The sequence below is a fragment of the Herbiconiux dendrobii genome (assembly GCF_052048175.1).
Classification (GTDB): domain Bacteria; phylum Actinomycetota; class Actinomycetes; order Actinomycetales; family Microbacteriaceae; genus Herbiconiux.
In genome coordinates this window covers 544,960-564,087 of the sequence record NZ_JBLZQV010000002.1, presented here as the reverse complement: position 1 = coordinate 564,087, position 19,128 = coordinate 544,960, and the positions used below count along the sequence as shown (strand labels likewise).

Genomic DNA, 19,128 nt, shown 5'->3' with positions numbered 1-19,128 from the left:
AAGTTTTCCAGGTACGCCCAGCCACGTCAAGTCGGCCGGGCCAAACTTGAGTCGCTGCGGCTCAACTCTCAGCATCCCCCCAGAATCGCCCTCCATCCCTTAGCCTTTCCGACATGAGTCGATCATCGAGGTGGGGCATCGCCGTGGCGGTCGTGGCCGGAGTCTCGCTGAGCGGTTGCGCGGCGGGAACCCCGCTCCCGTCGGCGCCGGGGAGCACCCCCGCCGGGACGGCCGTGCACACCACGGCGCCCGCAGCGCCGGTTGCGACGCCCACGGCAGCAGCGTCCACACCCACATCCACACCCGCTGCCACGGCACTCACCTGCGATCAGCTCGTCGACCCGGCGGTGCTCGATCCGCTCCTGGCCGCCGGCCTCGAGGCCGATCCGCTCTGGCCCGATCAGACCGAGCTCTACGGCACCCGGCATCAGCGGTTCACCGAGTTCGGTGGCGTCACCTGCCGGTGGGGCAAGCCGAACACCGACAACGTGCGGATCTACTCCTACGCGCCCACCACCCCGCAGCAGTCGGCGCTCCTGGAGTCGGAGCTCACGGCCGCGGGCTACGCCGCCGAGGTGCGGGACCGCGGCATCGTCTACATCGACCCCGTGCTCCCTGGCAGCTTCATCCTGGTGACCGGGGACGAGGTCTTCGAGACCCATGGCGTCGAGAGCTTCGACGACCTCCTCCCCTACCGCGACCGCTAGACCGGTTCCGCGAGCGCCCGCCGATCAGGCGGTGGGGCCCGCGATCAGCGTCACGGTGGCCGACTGGGCGGCGCCGGCGGCGGTCGTCCAGCTGAGGGTCACCGAGTCTCCCGGCTCCAGCTGGGCGATCGCGGCCGACAGGGCGGTTCCGGATGCCACGGCGGTGCCGTTCACGGCGGTGATCGTGTCACCCGCAGCGAGCCCGGCCTCCGCGGCGGGGGTGTTCTCGTACACGCCCGCGACGAGCGCGCCGGCGGCCGAACCGGTCGCCGACTGCGACAGGCCGATACCGAGGAAGCCGTTCGCCCCGATCTGCACGGTGCCGCTCTCGTCACCCGACACGATCTGCGAGGCGATGTCGAGTGCGGTGGAGATCGGGATGGCGAAGCCGGTGATCTCGGCCGAGCCCGAGGAAGCGGCGGTGTCGATGCCCACCACGGCGCCGTCGGCGTTCAGCAGCGGACCGCCCGAGTCGCCGGAGACGATGTCGGCGTCGACCTGGATGAGACCGGTGAGGTCTTCGCTGGAGACCCCCGACTCGCTCTGCGTGGTGATGCTCTGCTCCAAGGCCGTGACGGTTCCGGATGCGGCGACGAGGTCGCCGGTTCCCTCCGCGTTGCCCACGGCGGTGACGGCGTCGCCCACGGCGGCCGCGTTCGAGTCGGTGGCGAGCGCCTTGGTGGAAAGCCCGCTCGCCCCGGCCAGCTGCAGCACCGCGATGTCGTTCGTCGGGTCGACGCCCACGACCGAGGCCGAGTAGCTCTCGCCGGTCTCCTCGTCGGTGACCTCCACCGCGGTCGACCCCTCGACCACGTGGTTGTTGGTGAGGATGAGGCCGTCGGAGGTGAGCACGATCCCCGTGCCGGCCGCCTGCCCGCCCTGGTAGCTGAGATCGGAGACGATGGTGACGACGCCCGCGGTCTGCTCGGCCGACGCGGCGACCGCATCCGTCTGGGTGGAGGTGGAGCCGGTTCCCGTTCCGGAGCCGTAGCCGTTGCCGTAACCGCTGGAGCCCGAACCGGAGTTGTACCCGTACCCGTACCCGTTGCTGCTGCCGCCGGAGCCCGTGCCCGTGCCGCTGCCGTACGGCGAGACCAGCCCGAACGACGAGCCGGGGCCGGTCGCGGTGGTTCCGGGCTCGATGACCGCTGCGGTCGAGCTGCCGGCCGTGGCCTGCGTCACGAGGGCCTGGCCGAGAGCGACCGCGGTGCCCCCGGTGCCGAGCAGGCCGACGAGTCCGAGCGCCGTGGCGCCCGCGATGAGGCCGGCTTGGCGGCGACGGGAGCGGCGGGTGGCGCGCGGGTCGGGCAGGGTCGTGATGGAGTAGTTCATGGTGTCCTCGAGTCTGATTCAGGGAAGTGGGGGGCTCCGGTGCGGTGCGGAACCCAGTTCATCCCGCCTGTCCACACGTCTGCTGGGGCCGCGCTATGAGCCGGCTATGACTCGTCGACCGCTGTTCACCGGTGAGCAGTACTGTGACTGCATGACCGACGGCTCCACGCCGGCTGCCAGCGCAGCCCCCCGCTTCCGCCACGTGCTCGCCTGGGGCCTCTGGGACTGGGGATCCGCCTCGTTCAATGCGGTCATCACCACCTTCGTGTTCACGGTGTACCTCACGAGCGACTCGTTCGGCGGCGAGACCGCCGTCTCGGCGCAGCTCGGCATCGCCATGACGATCGCGGGCGTGCTCGTGGCGCTGCTCGCGCCGATCACGGGTCAGCGCTCCGACCGGCGCGGCCGCCGCAAGCTCTGGCTCGCGGTCAACACCTACATCGTGGTGGGGCTGTCGGCGCTGATGTTCTTCGTGGCACCGGATCCCGGCTATCTCTGGCTCGGCCTGTTCCTCCTAGCGGCCGGCACCATCTTCTTCGAGTTCGCGAGCGTGAACTACAACGCCATGATGTGGCAGGTCTCGACCCCCAAGACCATCGGCAAGGTGTCCGGCTTCGGCTGGGGCATGGGCTACGTGGGCGGCATCGTGCTGCTGCTGTTCGTCTACTTCGGGTTCATCGAGCCGATCGGCGGCACGGCTCTGTTCGGGGTGCCGGCGACGGATGGCCTGCCGATCCGGGTCACCGTGCTGGTGTCGGCGATCTGGTTCGGGCTGTTCGCGCTGCCGGTGCTGCTCTCGGTGCCCGAGTACAACGCGCCGTCGACGGATGCGGCCGCCCGCGGGCCCCGCGTGGGCTTCTTCGCCTCGTACGGAGTGCTCTTCCGCGACATCCGCACGCTCTTCCGGGAGAGCCGGCAGACGGTGTACTTCCTGGTGGCGAGCGCGGTGTTCCGCGACGGGCTGACGGGGGTGTTCACCTTCGGCGGCGTGCTGGCGGCGGGCTCGTTCGGCTTCTCGTCGGGGCAGGTGATCATCTTCGCCATCGCCGCGAACATCGTGGCCGGGGCATCCACGATCCTGGTGGGACTGCTGGACGACCGCTTCGGCGCGAAGCCCGTGATCGTCACCGCGCTGGTGGGGCTCGTGGTCTGCGGGTCGGCCGTGTTCTTCCTGCACGACGGCGGGCAGACGGTGTTCTGGATCTTCGGGCTCGCGCTCTGCGCCTTCGTGGGGCCTGCGCAGTCGGCGAGCCGCTCGTTCCTGGCGCGGCGCATCCCGGCGGGGCGCGACGGCGAGATCTTCGGGCTCTACGCCACCACGGGCAAGGCGGCGACGTTCCTGTCACCGCTGATGTTCACGGTGTTCATCGGCATCGGAGCCGCGATCGCCGGCCCCGGGGCGAACGTGCAGTACTGGGGCATCCTGGGCATCGTGCTGGTGCTGCTCGCGGGTCTGCTGCTGCTCCTGCCGGTGAAGTCGGGCGGCGTGGGAGCGCTGGCCGAGCGCGGCGGGAGCCTCGACGGGCGGGCCGCCGCCGCACCGACGCCCAGCGCTCGCTGAGTTCCGCGGGTCAGGCCAGCGAGCCGAGCCACAGGCCGAGCGCGGCGGCCGCGACCGAGGCCACGAGCATCCCGAAACCGTTGAGGAACGCGGCGGCCGCGCGACCGGTCTGCAGCAGGCGCACGGTCTCGAAGCTCGCCGTGCTGAAGGTCGTGTAGCCGCCGAGGAAGCCGGTGCCGAGGATGAGCAGCCACTGCTCCGACACTACGTGCGAGAGCGCGAGGCCCGTGAGCAGGCCGAGCAGAAGCGATCCGGAGACGTTGATCACCGTGATGCCGACCGGGTAGCTCGAGCGGATGCGCGTGCGCACGAGGCCGTCGATCACGAAGCGGGCCGCGGCCCCGAGCCCGCCGGCGAGGGCGAGCGCGACGAACACGAGCGGGGTCATCGGCCGCCCTCCGGTCCGGTGCCCGGGGCCGCGCCGGGGCCGGCGGCGTGGCCGGGGCCTTGGTCGGGGGCAGGGCCGACGACGCCCGGGGCCGCGCCGGGATCGGCATCGGGGTCGATGGGGAGGGCCGACGCGGATGCGGGGCGGCCGAGGCGGGCTCCGAGCAGGATGCCGGCGGCGCTCGCGAGGGCGCCGACCACGACGGTCGCCACGCCGTAGACCAGCGCGAGACCGAGCCCGCCGTCGGTGAGCAGCTCGGCGCTGTCGGCGGAGAGCGCGCTGTAAGTGGTGAAGCCGCCGAGCACGCCTGTGCCGACGAAGAGGCGGAGGGTGTGCCGCACGCCGGTGTCGGGGCCGCGCAGCGCGAGCGCCTGGAGCAGCACCCCGAGCACGAACGCGCCCACCACGTTGATGCCGAAGATCGCCACCGGGAACTGCCCGATCGGACTCACGGCGAGCGCGATGGCGGCACGGGCGGCGGTGCCGATCACTCCCCCGGCGGCCACCAGCGCGATCGGCCCCGGCCGCAGATGCGCCGCGCGCACGGGGGCGGCGCTCTGGTTCGGTGTGTTCTGCGTCACGGTGGACTCCTATCCCGGGCGCACGGCGGCGCCGATCGTTCGAGATAGGGACTGTCGTCGGCACGCCGAGGTTGGAGAACGGTGAGCCCCACCACCGTGGCGCCCGAGGCCGCCACCCCCAGAATACGCCCGCGCGCCCCGCCCGCCCGTTCACCGCGCCCCCGCCGCCGAATCCCCCGGACCTGCTGCTCGTCGCCCGCGCTCCCGAACCCACTCCGAACGGATGGAGCCTGAGTCCTTCTCAGGGCGTGGGCTCCATCCGTTCGGGTTCGGGTTCGAGGTCGCAGGGCGGCGACCTCCGGGGGCTAGGCCGAGCGGCGTCGGCGGCTGAGCACCACGCCCAGCACCACCGCGGCGATCACCACCACCGCGGCCGCCGCGATCCCCACGAAGATCGCGGGGGACGGGGCGGCCGATGACTCGGCGGAGGCATCCGTCGCTGCCGGGGTGGGTGTGGCCGGCGGGGTGGATGTCGCGGCCGGCGGCTCCGTGGCCACCGCGGTCGTGTCATCCGGAGCCCCCGTCGGCGTCGTGGGTTCCGGCGAGCCGGGCGCTGCCGTCGCCTGCGCCACCGGGCCCGCGTAGGTGAACGCGTACTCGCCCGAGACCGCGTGGCCGTCGGAGGAGACCGTCTGCCAGAGCACGGTGTAGGCGCCCTGGCTGGAGGGCGCCACTGCGATGCTCAACGTGCTGTTCACGATCGAGACCGCTCCGGACGCCACGTTCGTGCCGCCCGCATCCCGCACCTCGATCGCGATGCCCGCGCCGAGCTCCGCCAGCGGCGGCTCGTTGAAGACGAGCGAGACCGTGCTGAGCGGCTCGCTCACGGTCGAGTCGGCCGCCGGGTCGGTGGAGACCAGGAAGTCGTGAGCGGATGCCGCCCCCGCGGTTCCGAGAACCAGCGCCGTGGCCGCTCCCGCGGTCACCAGCAGGCCCGCGAGGCCGGCCGCCAGCCGCCGCCTCACGCGGCACCGCCGGAGGTCTCGTCCGCCGAAGCGGATCCCGTCGCAGAACCCGATCCCGCAGCCGGGCCCGATCCCGACCCCGCCGCCGCACCCGCACCCGCACCCGCGCCCGTCACCGCAGCCGACGGGCGGCGGAACAGCGCCACCACGGCCACCACGAGCGCGATCGCGCCGAGGGCGAACCCGCCGATCCCGAAGCCGAGCCCCGCCGAGGCGGTGTCGCCCGACGCCGCAGCCGACGCCGATCCGTCAGAAGAACCCGCGGCGGGTGTCGCGCTCACGCCGGCATCCGCCCCCGATCCCCCGTGCTCGTCGCCCGGCGCCGCATCCTGCACGTACAGCGTCGGCGCCGGGTGCTCCGGCTCCTCGCCCGAGGCCGGGGTCGACTCGTCCCAGTCGACGACGGTGCCGTCGGAGTACCCCTGGCTGGTCGGCAGCTCGATGCTGCCGGTCGCCGGCACGGGCCCTGCCACGATCGGGAACTCCTGGAACTGCCCGGCGGCGATCCCGGAGCCGGCGTCGGCGGTCCACACCACCGTGAGCGGGGCCTCGGTGAGCGTGGCGTCGCCGACGACCACGGGCGAGGGCAGCGCCCCCGTCACCACCTGGGCGGTCCAGCCGGGAACGGGCTCGTACGAGACGCTGGAGAACGGGGTGTCCGCGGGGAGCTGCACGGTCACCGAGGTGGTGACGGCGCTCGCGGACTCGTTGGGCACCCGGAAGGTGAGCACGCTGTAGCTGCCGGGCTCGGCCGAGCCGGGCTCGACGTGCACGTGCGCGCTCGCGGCCAGCGGGGCGGCGAACAGCACCGCGCCGGCGACGACGAGGGAGGCGGCACCGATGGTTGTGGCGCGCGCGAAAGAACGAGAGGTCATGATGGGGCTTTCCTGGTCGGTACGAAGAGGTCGTTCCGTCCCGCCACGTCAGCCCGGGGAAGGGCCGCGCCAGCGGGCGGACACCGCGCACCGACACCCGGCCGGCATCGAACCGGTCAGGCCAAGAGGTACGCGGCGGGCAGCCCCCGCGGCGGCCCGCGATGCCTGAGCGCCGCGAACACCACTCCCAGATCGCGCAGGCGATCGGATGCCGCCCCCGCAGCCGCGCCCCGGCGCAGCATCCGCGCCCGAAGTGCGAGCGCTTTCGCGGCGGCGGTCTCGGCCGCGGCCCGGGAGAGCGCCGTGGTTACCAGTGCGAGCGCACGCAGCGCCGAGGTCACACGGAGGTCGATCTGCGCGGCCACCTCGGAACCCCGGATGCGGCCGAGCTCGACGAGACGGCGGAGCACGTGCTCACCGCGCCGCAGCAGCAGGATGGTGGCGACCGCGGCCACCGCGTGGGCGAGCCACATCCACCCGGAGTCGTGCAGGTGCGCGCCCGAGCCGGCCACGGCATCCGGAGCGGTGCCCGTCGACAGCAGCCCCGACGACGGCGCGCCGGTGGAGAGCAGGCCCGACCCGGGAGACGGGAAAGACGCATGAGCTCCGAGAGCCGCCTGCCCGGCTTCCGCCCCATGACCCGCGTGGCCCCCGTGACCCGCGTGGCCCGTCTGCCCGAGGGTCGATCCCAGCGCGGAACCGGCCACCGCATCCGCCCCCGCCCCCACGGCGAAGAGCAGGTGGAACGCCAGCTGGCTGAGCACCACGGATGCCGACAGCAGCGGCAACGACGGCGAACGCCGGGTGAACAGCACGCACACCATCACGGCGAAGGCGACGGCCAGCGCGAGACCCGCGCCTCCCGGCGCCCCTCCCCCGGCGGCGGCGTGCGAGAAGGCGGCGACGAAGGTGGCGATCGCGGCGGCGGCGAGGCCGCGGGCGACACGCGTCCACCTCGTGCCCATGTGCGCCTTCCCGTCGATCCCGGAGTCCGCTCCGAACTGCTGCAGACGAGTCCAGCTTAAGCGGGATTCCGGTCCCTGTGAGCCACCTGAAAGCGGAACTCGCACCATCCGGCAGGGGTTGTCAACCCCCACTCACCCCATTATGGGGGACACACATTCGGGGGATAGCCTGCCGGAACCGGGATAGACGAAGTCGATGTAGTAACGGAGATGAAGATGTCACGATCAGCAGCAGCAACAACGGCCACCGCCACGGTTTCCACGGAGATCGACGAGAGCGAACCGCAGGACCGCTTCAGCGAGATCCGCGGCGCCTCGGAGGATCCGGTCAAGGACTACCTCCGCCAGATCGGCCGCACCGCCCTCCTCTCCGCCGAAGACGAGGTCGACCTCGGCCGCCGCATCGAGGTCGGCGTGCTCGCCGGTGCGAAGCTCGCCGAGTCCCCGGCCCTGGATGCCACCCTCCGCCGCGAGCTGGAATGGCTGAACCGCGACGGTCAGGCCGCCAAGCGTCAGCTCATCCAGGCCAACCTCCGCCTCGTGGTGTCGATCGCCAAGCGCTACCTCGAGCGCGGCCTGCCCTTCCTCGACCTGATCCAGGAGGGCAACATCGGCCTCGTGCGGGCCGTCGAGAAGTTCGACTACCAGGCCGGCTTCAAGTTCTCGACCTACGGGTCGTGGTGGATCAAGCAGTCGATCAACCGTGCGCTGGCCGACAGCGGCCGCATCATCCGCATCCCCGTGCACACCTCCGAGAAGATCTCGGCGATCACCCGCATGCAGCGCCGGCTGATGATCGAGCTGGGCCGCGAACCCTCCATGGACGAGGTGGCCTCGGCCGTCGACCTGCCCGTGCAGAAGGTGCAGGAGCTCATCCGCCACGGTCGCGACACGGTGTCGATCCACACCCCCGTCGGTGACGACGACGCCGAGCTCGGCGACCTGATCGAGGACTCGACGCAGCCCAACCCCTTCGACGCTGCCGCCTCGTCGCTGCAGCACCACGACCTGGCCGTGGCCCTCGCCACCCTGCCCGCCCGCGAGGCGCGCGTGGTGTGCATGCGCTTCGGTCTCGACGGCGAAGACCCCATGTCGTTCGACCAGATCGGCGACGTGCTGGGTGTTTCGCGTGAGCGTGCCCGCCAGATCCAGCGCCGTGCGCTCGGGATGCTGCGCGACGAGTCGCTGCACGACTACCTGATCGCGTAAGCGCCCGCGCCCTGCGCATCCCGGGCTACCGGGAAACTACCGAGGTGTCCCCCATAAAGGGGGGCACCTCGTTGTGTTCTGCCCGGGACAGGACGAGAGTCGGCATCACCTGACTTCCCGATGGAGGGTGGTGACGAGCGTGGAGACGACTGACGAGGCGATGCCGACGCGGTTCCTCGCGCGCTCGCACGCCCTCCGGATCGGCCTCGGCGCCGTCGGTCTCGCGGCCGGCTGGATCGTGCTCGGGGCGGTCTTCGGATCGCCGTCCGCGTCCGCATCCGCCGCGGACGCACCCTCGGCCGACAACGGCAGCTCGACCTCGCTCCTCGGGGCGGTCGGCTCGACCGTGCCGTCGCTCGACCCCGCGCTCGACGCGGTCACCGGAACGCTCGACGAGGTCGTCAGCGGGGTTTCGGATGCTGCGGTGCAGCCGGTCGCCGACGCGGTCGACAGCCAGGTGGCCGAGCCGGTCGCCGATGTGATCGAGCCCGTGGCCGAGGCGCTGCCCGCGCCGGTGACGGATGCCGTGGGTGCGGTCGTCGAGGCCGTTCCCGAGACCACGGATGCTGCGGTCGGAAGCGCTGTCGAGACCGCGGGCGACCTCGCGGAGGCCGAGCCCGTGGCCGGGCTGGTCGATCCGGTGGCCGGAGCTGCGGACGAGATCGTGGGTGGCATCGCCGCCGAGGTCCCCCTGGTGACCGGAGTGGTCGGGTCCTCCCCGGTCGGCACGGTTCTCACCCCGGTCGCCGACCTGGCCGACTCGGCCATCGGCGGTGCAGCCGCCATCGTGCTCCCTGCCGTCGAGTCCGTCGCCGAACAGGTCACCGGCCCCGTCACGTCGATCGGCGAAGCCGTCGGCGGGACGCATCCGAACGTTCCCGGGATCCCGGCGATCCCCGGAACCGACGGTCCCGTCGACGGGACCGCACCCGGGCACGCCGGCACCGAAGCGGCATCCCCCGACGACCCGGCCTCCCCCCTGGTCGCGGCCGCACCCGGTGCCGGCGTGATTCCCGGAGCCATGAGCCGGGGGGCGTCAGGCGGCACGGCCGGATCCGCGGGGGTGGATCCGGACCGTGCCGTTCCGGGTGCTGACAGCGGGGCCGACGCAGTCGGTTCCGGATCGGCCGCACGCGCCGGCTCCGGGAGCGGCGCGCCCGACGGCGGTCTCCCCCTTCCCTTCCCCTTCCCCGGTGGCCCGGCGGGACCCGCTGGCGGCGGTCTCCCGACCTCGTCCGGCAGCGCCGGCTCGGGCGCCGGCAACGGCGGTTCCGGCTCGGCCGGGGCCGCCATCACGAACGCGACGAGCGCCGGCATCCTGCCCGCCGTCTCCATCGGCTCGACCGGTGCACCGGCCGACGAGGATCTGCCCTCGTCACCGGTGTTCGACACCGACACCTCTCCCGACTAGAGGGGATCCCGCCCGCCGTTCCGGCCGGGCCCACGGATCCACCCGCCCCGCGCATCCGCGGAGCGGTCACCCTCTAGACCTCTCAGGAGAGATCATCATGAACAGATATGTGTCACGGGGACTGTGGACAGTCCTCATCACCGGGGGCCTGTGCGTTCTCGGCGCCGGTGTCGCCCAGGCAGCCGAGACCAGCGGCGACGACGGCGCGGCATCCGGCAACCAGGCGATCGTGCAGGTGGAGTTGCCAATCGACGTGTCGGGCAACGCGATCGCCGTCGTCGGCGACGCGGTGTCGTCGGGGGCCGAGAACGATGCCGCCCCGTCGGAGGAGCCCGCACCGGCCCCTGCCCCGGCCCCGGCTCCGGTCGAGCTGTCGACGGGTGGCGACGACTCGCTGCTCGGCGGCGGCCAGGCCGTGATCGACGTGGATGTGCCGATCACGATCGGCGGCAACGCCGTCTCGGTGGTCGGCGACTCCTCGTCGAGCGACTCCTCGATCGGGGCATCCGACGGCTCGGAGGGCTCCGGATCGGCCGATGCCGACCAGGGCTCGACGGCCCCGTCCTCTCCCGTCACCTCGGGCGACGACAGCATCGCCGGCGGCAACCAGCTGCCGATCGACGTGGCCGCCCCGATCACCATCGGCGGCAACGGCATCGCCGTGATCGGCGACGCCGACTCCAGCGGGTCAGAGGTGACCTCGGGCGCCCCCGCCACCGGCACCACCGGCGCCACCGGTGCCGCGACCGATGCCGCCCCCGGCGCCACCAGCGGCGACGACGGCATCCTCGGCGGAAACCAGATCACCCCCGTGATCGGCCTCCCCATCACCGCCGGCGGCAACGCCATCTCCGTCGTCGGCGACGCCGAAACCACCGACTCCGAGGTCACTACTAACGTGTACTGTGGTGGCGGCAGTGTGGGCGGCGTCGCTACCAGCGGCGACGACGGCATCGGCGGCGGAAACCAGATCACCCCCGTGATCGGCCTCCCCATCACCGTCGGAGGCAACGCCATCTCCGTCATCGGCGACGCCGAAACCACCGACTCCGAGGTCACCACCACCACCGACGGCGGCAGCGGCACCGGCGACGGCGCCACCACCAACGGCGACGACGGCATCGGCGGCGGACACCAGATCACCCCCGTGATCGGCACCCCAATCCCCGCCGGCGACAACGCCGCCCCCGTCGTTGGCGCCACCGAAACCACCGACTCCGAGGGCACCACCACCACCGACGGCGGCAACGGCACCGGCGGCGGCGCCACCACCAACGGCGACGGCGGCATCGGCGGCGGAAACCAGATTACCCCCGTGATCGGCCTCCCCACCACCGTCGGAGGCAACGCCATCGCCGTCATCGGCGACGCCGAAACCACCGACTCCGACGTCACCACCGCCACCGGCGGCGGCAGCGGCACCGGTGACGGCGCCACCACCAGCGGCGACGACGGCATCGGCGGCGGAAACCAGATCACCCCCGTGGTCGGCATACCCCTCACCGCCGGCGGCAACGCCGCCTCCGTCATCGGCGCCGTCGAAACCACCGCCTCCGACGTCACCACCGCCACCGGCGGCGGCAGCGGTACCGGTGACGGCGCCACCACCAACGGCGACGACGGCATCGGCGGCGGACACCAGATCACCCCCGTGATCGGCTTCCCCATCACCGCCGGCGGCAACGCCGTCTCCGTCGTCGGCGACACCGAAACCACCGACTCCGAGGTGACCACCTCGACGGGCGGCGGATCGGGCGATCCGGTGACCGGCGGCGACGACGGCATCCTCGGCGGCAACCAGATCATCCCGGTGATCGGGCTGCCCGTGACGGTCGGCGGAAACGCCGTCTGCGTGATCGGCGACTGCACGACCGGCGGCTCCACGGTGACTCCGACGGATCCGACCGATCCCACGGACCCCACCGATCCGACCGATCCCACCGATCCCACGGACCCCACCGATCCGACCGATCCTACGGACCCGATCGACCCCACCTCGCCGACGAACCCCGTCACGCCGACTACCCCCGGTGACCCCGGAACGCCGGTCACGCCCGGCACCCCCGCGGTGCCCGGGACGGGCACAGGCCCGGGCACGGGCACCTCGGTGACGGCCGGTCTCGGTGGGCACTCGCAGGCGGCGGGAGCCGTCGGCGGATCCGGAAGCCTCGCCCTCACCGGCGCGACCCCCGGACTGCTGCTGGGCGGTCTCGCCCTGCTGCTGATGCTCGGCACACTGATGCTGCTGATCGCCCGACGGAACCGTTCCGCCGAGTGACCCGCGCCGGTCGTCCCTGACGACCACATCCGTGGGGCGCCGCCACCGTGCGGCGCCCCACACACCCCTGCCCGGCGGCACCCGGAGCCGCACCCGCGCTGCGCACTGCCCACCGCGCCCGTTCCACCCGCGCCGCAGCCGCAGCCGCAGCGGCGCCCGCCGAATTCGGATGGGCGCAGGCTTCCGGGCACTAGCGTGGTGCCGTGCCCACCCACCTCAGCCGCCTGCAGCACAGCCGCGCGCCGCATCCCACGCTCGACGAGTCCCGCCGTGCCGGCAAGGCCCTGCGCCGCGAGCTGCCGCGCACCGCCCACCGCGAGCGCAGCGGCGGGCCGCGCGATCCACTCGCCGTCCTCGAGGCGCAGAACGAGACCCGCCTCCCCCACCTCGTGCCCCTGCGCACCGAGCGGATGCTCGCCACCCCCTTCACCTTCTACCGCGGCACCGCCGGCATCATGGCCGCCGATCTCGAGCGCGAACCGGTGACGGGCCTCCAGGTGGTCGGCTGCGGCGACGCCCACCTCTCGAACTTCGGCCTGTTCGCCTCGCCCCAGCGCACGCTCGTGTTCGACCTCAACGACTTCGACGAGGCCGCCACCGGCCCCTGGGAGTGGGACGTGAAGCGGCTCGTGACGAGCGTGGTGATCGGCGCGCGCGAGGCGGGATTCGACGAGCCGCGCATCCGTTCTCTGGCCCTGACGACCGCTGCCGCCTACCGCGAGGGCCTGCGCGAGATGATGCGGCTCGACGCCCTCGGCCGCTACTTCGCGCGCATCGACACGGATGCCCCCCGCGCCGAGCTCGGCAGTGCCGCCCAGAAAGTGCTCGACAAGGCGGTGCGTCAGGCCCGCCGGCGCACCTCCGCGGCGTTCGTCGAGAAGGTCAGCACCCGGGCCGCCGACGGCACGCTGCTGATCGTCGAGGATCCGCCGGTGCTCACCCACCTCGCCACCTCGCAGGAAGACGAGATCGAGGAGCTGTTCGAGCTCTACCGCGGCACGGTTCCCGCCGACATCGCGGAGCTGCTCTCGCACTTCACCCTCACCGACGTGGCCATGCGCGTGGTCGGGGTAGGCAGCGTCGGCACACGCTGCTACATCCTCATCCTCACCGGACCCTCGGGCGAGCCACTGGTGCTGCAGGTGAAGGAGGCGCAGCCCTCCGTGTACGAGACGTTCGGCGGCGTGGTGCCGATGGGGGCCGGCAGCACACCCTCGGCGGCCCGGCCGTACGTCTCGGAGGGGCAGCGCGTGGTCGACAAGCAGCGCATCCTGCAGGCCGTCTCCGACCCCTTCCTCGGGCACCTGCAGTTCGGCGGCCGTGACTTCTACGTGCGTCAGTTCCGCGACATGAAGGGCTCGATCGAGACGGCGGCGCTCTCCTTCACGGCGTTCGCGAGCTACGGATCGGCCTGCGGCACGGTCCTCGCCCGGGCGCACGCGCAGAGCTTCGAGGCACCCGCGATCAGCGGCTACCTCGGCCGCTCGAGCGAGTTCGACGAGGCCGTTGTGGACTGGTCGTTCGCCTACGCCGAGCAGTCGCTGGCCGATTTCGAGGCCCTCCGAGCGAGCCCGGGGGGCGCGGCGACCGCATAGCCGGAGGATGATCGAGTCATGACGCACCCCGACCTGCCCGCCCCGATGCTCGCCAAGGCGCTCGACGCCGTGCCCGACCCCGGGAAGGTCGAGGGTGGACTGCTGTACGAGCCCAAGTGGGACGGCTTCCGCGGCATCGTGTCGTACGACGGCGAGACGGTCGAGATCGGCAGTCGCGGCGCGAAACCCCTCACCCGCTACTTCCCCGAGCTGACGGATGCTCTGGCCGGCCTGCTCCCCGGCCCCTGCGTGCTGGACGGCGAGGTCGTGGTGCCGCGGGAGATCGACGGGCGCCGCCGGCTGGACTGGGAGGCGCTCTCCCAGCGCATCCACCCGGCCGACTCGCGCATCCGGAAGCTGGCCGAGGAGACACCCGCGCTGTTCGTGGCCTTCGACCTGCTGCGCTTGGGTGAGCGCGACCTGCTCGACGAGCCGTTCGAGGCGCGGCGTGCCGCGCTCGAGGAGTTCGCGGGAGGGCTGGGGGGAGCGCTGCAGATCACCCGCACCACGCGTGACGTCGGGCAGGCGCGGCGCTGGCTCGACGAGTTCGAGGGCGCGGGGCTCGACGGGGTCGTGGCGAAGCCCCTCGCGGCGCCGTACGCGCCGGGCAAGCGCACCCTGTTCAAGATCAAGCACCACCGCACGGCCGACGTGGTGCTGCTCGGCTACCGCGTGCACAAGAGCGGAACCGGGGTGGGCTCGCTGCTGGTGGGGCTCTACGACTCCGACGGCTCTGGCGACGCGGATGCCGCACCCGAGCTGCGCGGCGTCGGCGGCATCTCGGCGTTCAGCGACGTGCGCCGGCGAGAACTGGTCGACGAGCTCGCGCCGCTGGTGGAGCGCGACGACGCGGGCGACGCCGTGCGCGGCGAGGGCGAGCGCAACCGCTTCTCGTCGTCGAAGGACGTCTCGTTCGTGCGGCTGCGGCCCGAGCGCGTGGCCGAGGTGCGCTACGACCAGATGGAGGGATCGCGCTTCCGCCACACGGCCCAGTTCGAGCGCTGGCGCCCCGACCGCGACCCGCTCTCCTGCACCTTCGAGCAGCTCGACGTCCCCGCCGCCTACGACCTCGGCGACGTGCTGCTCTGAGCGTTGCGTCGCTGAGTAGAAAGTACCCAGGCGCCTGCTGAGTGCGGGGAGGAGACAATCGGAGTCTCCTGCCCCGGAAGAAGGCCCCATGAAGCGAGAATCGCTGCTCACCGGCCGCGCGCGATCCCGGTTTCGTCGGCGTGCGGCTTCTGCATCCGCCGTTGTGTTCGCGCTCGCTCTGGGCGGCGTGGTCGGCTCCGGCGCCGCAGCTTCGGCCGCCGCCGCCAGCACCGCAGTGATCGATCCCGGTTTCGCCCTGACGCAGCTGGACGTCAACGGAGTTCCGGTCGACGTGGTCGCCGGGGATGACGAATCGATCTGGGTCGCCTCGCGCGACACGACAGGTCCTGATGGGACGATCTACCACCTGAAACCCACGGGCGTTGGATCGGGCCTCTCCACGGCGATACCCAATGCGCTCGTGAGCGACGACGAAGGCGGGGTCTGGGCAACGATGCCCGAAACAAACCAAGTTCAGCACATCGATCGTGAGGGTCAATCCCGGGTCTGGGATGCGCCGACGGCGAACAGCTACCCCGACGCGGCCTACGACAGTGGCGGATACGTGTACTTCCTGGAACGGGACGCTCACAAGCTGGGCCGGATCGATCAGGTCACAGGGGCGATCACCGACTATCCCATCCCAGGAGCGGTGTCGCCGAGCGCGATCGACGGGATCGCCGATCCGGATGGTGGTCACCACACCGTCTGGGTCACCGATCCCGGCGCCGCCCGCGTCTGGGTCCTCGGCACCGACGGCGCTCTGCTCGGAAGCATCGAGGCGCTGGGCACCGTGAAAGACATCCAGTTGCTCGCGTCGTCCGGTGGGCTGGTCGAGGGCATAGCGTCGACCAGCACCTCCGTCGTCTACTTCAAACAGAAGCCGGGAGTGACGCCGGTCGTCGAGTTGATGGGCGGTCGCGTCGCGCTGTCGGCGATCGAGGCGTACCAAGGGGGTGTCTGGGCGACGGATTCCGGCACGGGCTCGTTCCTGTTCTTCAAAGACGGCTCCCTCACCGAGTACCACTCGCCCGACGCGCCGAGCTTCTCCGGGTTCGCCATCTCGGGAGGCCGGTATGTGTGGGGCACGAATTCGAGCGGTGAACGGCTGATCCGCCTCGATCTGCAGGCGGAACGGTCGGTCGACCGCATCGGGGGCACCGATCGGTTCGAGGTCTCCGCCAACGTGTCGGCGAAGTCGTTCTCGGGCGGTGCGGACACCGTGTTCATCGCCAGCGGTGAGGGGTTCGCCGACGCCCTGAGCGTCGGGCCACTGGCCGCGCGTGCGAAATCGCCGCTGCTGCTCACCGCCCGCGACACCCTGCCGCCGTCTGTCGCGAGCGAGTTGAAACGCCTCGGTCCGGGACAGGTGGTCATCGTGGGCGGAGTGGCCTCGGTCTCGAAGGCGACCGAGGCGGCCATCGCCGCGAGCGCGCCGGGCGCCCGCATCCAGCGGATCGACGGCGCAGACCGCTATGCCGTCTCGCAAGCCCTCCTGTCGAGCTCCTACGCTCCGTCATCCGCTCGAGTTCTCTATGTCGCGAACGGAGCGAACTTCCCGGATGCGCTCTCCAGCGGTCCGGCCGCGACTTACGCATCGACCGGAGTGCTGCTGGTGAATGGAACGGCACCCACTCTCTCCCCGCACGAGCTGGAGGTGATCCGCGGCTTCGTCGGCGCCGGCGGGACCGTGCGGATCGCGGGGGGCCCGAACTCGGTGAGCGCCGCCATCGAGAGGCAGATCCGCGCCGTCCGAGGTGTGGAGCGCATCGGCGGCGCCGACCGCTACGAGGTCTCGAGCGCAATCAATGCCGAGGTCTTCACCCGCCCCTCGACCGCTTTCGTGGCCAGCGGCTCCGCCTTCGCCGACGCCTTGGCCGGCGGGGTGGCCGCCGGTGTCACCCGCGCACCGCTCTACCTGTCGCGGCCGGGTTGCATCCCGCGAGTGGTGACCGGCGGCGTGCTGGCACCGCCCGTAGGGAAGGTCACGCTGCTCGGTGGCCCGGCCACCCTGAGTACGGCGGTGGAGAATCTCACCGTCTGCGCGTGAGAGCAGCGCGTGTCGCGCACATCGGCGGCGCCGTACGACCGCCCCGACTCGGCGACGTCACGATCTGAGTAGAAATTACCTGGTCAGGCCCCGACCTTGACGACGAGACAATGAGGACTCCCGCGACGAAAAGAGGGTGCCATGCCACAACGACCGACGGTGATCTCGTTCGCTCACGGCCACCATCCGCACCGGCGACCAGGTGCATGGGTGGCGGGATTGGCGGCGACGCTGGTGGCAGGGATCGCCGTCTCCGTCGGAGTGGTTCCTGGTGGGTCCGCCCACGCCGTGACCGTGCCTCCGGTGGTCATCGATCCCGGATTCGCGCTGACGCAGACGGCGACCCGGGGCGTTCCGGTCGACGTCACCGAGGGCGATGGCGGGTCGATCTGGATCGCCTCGGTCGGCGGCCTCGGCCCCGGAACGGTCGATCACCGGGGAGGGGGGAAGGACCTCGCCCACGCGACCGGGATCCCGAACGCGCTCGCCGGCGACGGCGAAGGCGGCGTGTGGGTGACGATGCCCACGTCGAACGAGGTGATGCACATCGACCGCGACGACACCACCCAGACCTGGACGGCACCGACCGCCGACAGCTCGCCCGTCGCCGCCTACGACAGCGGCGGCTATGTGTACTTCGTGGAAAAGTCCGCGGGTCGACTCGGCCGTATCGATCAGGTCACGGGAGGCATCATCGACTTCCCGATTCCCGGGGCCGTTGCGCCCACCGCCATCACGGGGATCGCTGACGCGGACGGCTCGCACCACACCATCTGGGTCACCGATCCCGGAGCCGGTCGCATCTGGGTTCTGGGCACCGACGGCACTCTCGTCACCAGCAGTGAGTCGTTCGGGATCACCGACATCCAGCTCCTGGCCTCAGTCGGCGGCGGTGTGGAGGGCATCGCGTCGACCAAGACCTCGCTCCTGTACTTCAGTCAGATGACAGCGACGGCTCCGGTGGAGCTGGTCAGCGGTCGAAAGTCACTCACCGCCATGGAGGCGTACGACGGAGGAGTCTGGGTGACGGACTCCGGCACGGGCTCGCTCCTGTTCTACAAGAACGGCGACCTCCGGGAGTACGCCGCACCACGCCTGGGAGGAGGCCTCTCAGGCGTGGCGATCACCGAGGGGCGGTACGTCTGGACGGGAGGTGTCGGCACGTCCATGCTGAACAGGCTCGATCTGCAGGCGCAGCGCACCGTCGAGCGCGTCGGCGGTGCAGACAGGTTCGAGGTGTCCGCTCGGGTATCCGCCTCGACGTTCCCCGAGGGAGCTTCGACTGTGTTCATCGCCAGCGGTGAGGGGTTCGCCGACGCCCTCAGCGTCGCCCCGCTCGCGGCGCAGGCCGATGCACCTCTGCTTCTGACGTCCCGCGGCGCATTGCCCTCCTCGGTCGCGGCCGAACTGACCCGTCTGGCTCCCGGTCGCGTGCAGATCGTCGGCGGGCTGAACTCGGTGGGAGCAGACGTCGAGACCGCGATCAGGGCGATCGCACCCCGGGCTGTGATCAGCCGCACCGATGGTCCGGACCGGTACGCGGTATCCCGCGCCCTCCTCTCCGGCAGCTTCGCTCCCCGTTCCACCTCGACCCTCTTCATCGCGAACGGCTCCGACTTCCCCGACGCCCTGTCCAGCGGCCCGGCGGCTGCCATCGACGGAGGCGGCGTGCTTCTCGTGAACGGGGCTGCGACGGCGCTGTCACCCGACGAGCTCGTCCTCATCCGGAGCCTCGTGACCACGAACGGCATGGTCGAACTCGTCGGCGGCCCGAACTCGGTGAGCGCAGCGATCGAAGCGCAGATCGAGACCGTCCGGAAGGTCGTCCGGAACGGCGGCGCAGACCGCTTCGAGGTGTCGCAGAATCTCAACGCCAAGGTGTTCCATCGCCCGTCCCGGGTCTATCTCGCCAGCGGGGGCGCGTTCGCCGATGCTCTGTCCGGAGCGGTCGCCGCCGGCATCGCGCAGGTTCCGATGTACCTGTCCCGGCAGACCTGCATCCCCGCCGGAGTCGCCCAGGGTGCCCTCGCACCGTCGGTGGGGCGGGTGACCCTGCTCGGCGGGACCGCAACGTTGAGCCCCGCCGTGGAGAACCTGACCCGCTGTCCCTGACCTGCTGCCT

Annotated in this window: 15 protein-coding genes; 9 read left to right on the top strand and 6 right to left on the bottom strand. The window is 71.7% G+C overall.

The window, feature by feature from the left end; all coding sequences use genetic code 11:
• Positions 1-113 precede the first annotated feature (113 nt).
• Positions 114-707, top strand: a complete 594-nt coding sequence (locus tag ACN4JJ_RS07580; RefSeq protein ID WP_440709299.1) for a hypothetical protein — start codon at positions 114-116, stop codon at positions 705-707.
• 24 nt (positions 708-731) lie between these two features.
• On the opposite strand, the gene ACN4JJ_RS07575 is transcribed toward ACN4JJ_RS07580, so the two are convergent.
• Positions 732-2,039: a S1C family serine protease gene (locus ACN4JJ_RS07575; RefSeq protein WP_440709298.1), complete on the bottom strand. Its 1,308-nt coding sequence runs from the start codon at positions 2,037-2,039 to the stop codon at positions 732-734.
• A 151-nt stretch (positions 2,040-2,190) separates the two neighbouring features.
• Here ACN4JJ_RS07575 and ACN4JJ_RS07570 point away from each other — a divergent pair, with 151 nt between their 5' ends.
• Positions 2,191-3,600, top strand: a complete 1,410-nt coding sequence (locus ACN4JJ_RS07570; RefSeq protein ID WP_440709297.1) for an MFS transporter — start codon at positions 2,191-2,193, stop codon at positions 3,598-3,600.
• A 10-nt stretch (positions 3,601-3,610) separates the two neighbouring features.
• Here the strand turns inward: ACN4JJ_RS07570 and crcB are convergent, their stop codons facing one another.
• From crcB to ACN4JJ_RS07545, 5 genes are all read right to left on the bottom strand, one after another.
• Positions 3,611-3,988, bottom strand: a complete 378-nt coding sequence (gene crcB, locus ACN4JJ_RS07565; RefSeq protein WP_440709296.1) for a fluoride efflux transporter CrcB — start codon at positions 3,986-3,988, stop codon at positions 3,611-3,613.
• Entirely contained in the window at positions 3,985-4,569 is a 585-nt protein-coding gene (locus ACN4JJ_RS07560; protein ID WP_440709295.1) for a fluoride efflux transporter FluC, read from the bottom strand. The genes crcB and ACN4JJ_RS07560 overlap by 4 nt, the downstream gene beginning before the upstream one ends.
• Positions 4,570-4,874: 305 nt before the next feature.
• Complete coding sequence (locus tag ACN4JJ_RS07555; protein ID WP_440709294.1) at positions 4,875-5,534, bottom strand: copper resistance CopC family protein; 660 nt, start codon at positions 5,532-5,534, stop codon at positions 4,875-4,877.
• Positions 5,531-6,409 carry a YcnI family copper-binding membrane protein gene (locus ACN4JJ_RS07550; protein WP_440709293.1) on the bottom strand — a complete coding sequence of 293 codons (879 nt, stop codon included), beginning with the start codon at positions 6,407-6,409 and terminating at the stop codon, positions 5,531-5,533. The genes ACN4JJ_RS07555 and ACN4JJ_RS07550 overlap by 4 nt, the downstream gene beginning before the upstream one ends.
• Positions 6,410-6,525: 116 nt before the next feature.
• Complete coding sequence (locus ACN4JJ_RS07545) at positions 6,526-7,374, bottom strand: hypothetical protein (protein WP_440709292.1); 849 nt, start codon at positions 7,372-7,374, stop codon at positions 6,526-6,528.
• Positions 7,375-7,590: 216 nt separating this feature from the next.
• On the opposite strand from ACN4JJ_RS07545, the gene ACN4JJ_RS07540 reads away from it, so the two are divergent.
• The 7 genes from ACN4JJ_RS07540 (at position 7,591) to ACN4JJ_RS07510 (ending at position 19,118) form a co-directional block, all read left to right on the top strand.
• Positions 7,591-8,583, top strand: coding sequence for a sigma-70 family RNA polymerase sigma factor (locus ACN4JJ_RS07540; RefSeq protein ID WP_440709291.1), 993 nt, complete (start codon positions 7,591-7,593; stop codon positions 8,581-8,583).
• Positions 8,584-8,722: 139 nt separating this feature from the next.
• Positions 8,723-9,994, top strand: coding sequence for a hypothetical protein (locus tag ACN4JJ_RS07535; RefSeq protein ID WP_440709290.1), 1,272 nt, complete (start codon positions 8,723-8,725; stop codon positions 9,992-9,994).
• Positions 9,995-10,091: 97 nt separating this feature from the next.
• On the top strand, positions 10,092-12,272 hold the full coding sequence (locus ACN4JJ_RS07530; protein WP_440709289.1) for a beta strand repeat-containing protein: 2,181 nt from the start codon (positions 10,092-10,094) through the stop codon (positions 12,270-12,272).
• 203 nt (positions 12,273-12,475) lie between these two features.
• Complete coding sequence (locus ACN4JJ_RS07525) at positions 12,476-13,867, top strand: DUF2252 domain-containing protein (protein ID WP_440709288.1); 1,392 nt, start codon at positions 12,476-12,478, stop codon at positions 13,865-13,867.
• Between the two features lie 18 nt (positions 13,868-13,885).
• Entirely contained in the window at positions 13,886-14,956 is a 1,071-nt protein-coding gene (locus ACN4JJ_RS07520) for an ATP-dependent DNA ligase (protein ID WP_440709287.1), read from the top strand.
• An 88-nt stretch (positions 14,957-15,044) separates the two neighbouring features.
• Positions 15,045-17,006, top strand: a complete 1,962-nt coding sequence (locus ACN4JJ_RS07515; protein WP_440709286.1) for a cell wall-binding repeat-containing protein — start codon at positions 15,045-15,047, stop codon at positions 17,004-17,006.
• Positions 17,007-17,216: 210 nt separating this feature from the next.
• Entirely contained in the window at positions 17,217-19,118 is a 1,902-nt protein-coding gene (locus tag ACN4JJ_RS07510; protein ID WP_440709285.1) for a cell wall-binding repeat-containing protein, read from the top strand.
• The last annotated feature ends 10 nt before the right edge of the window (positions 19,119-19,128 follow it).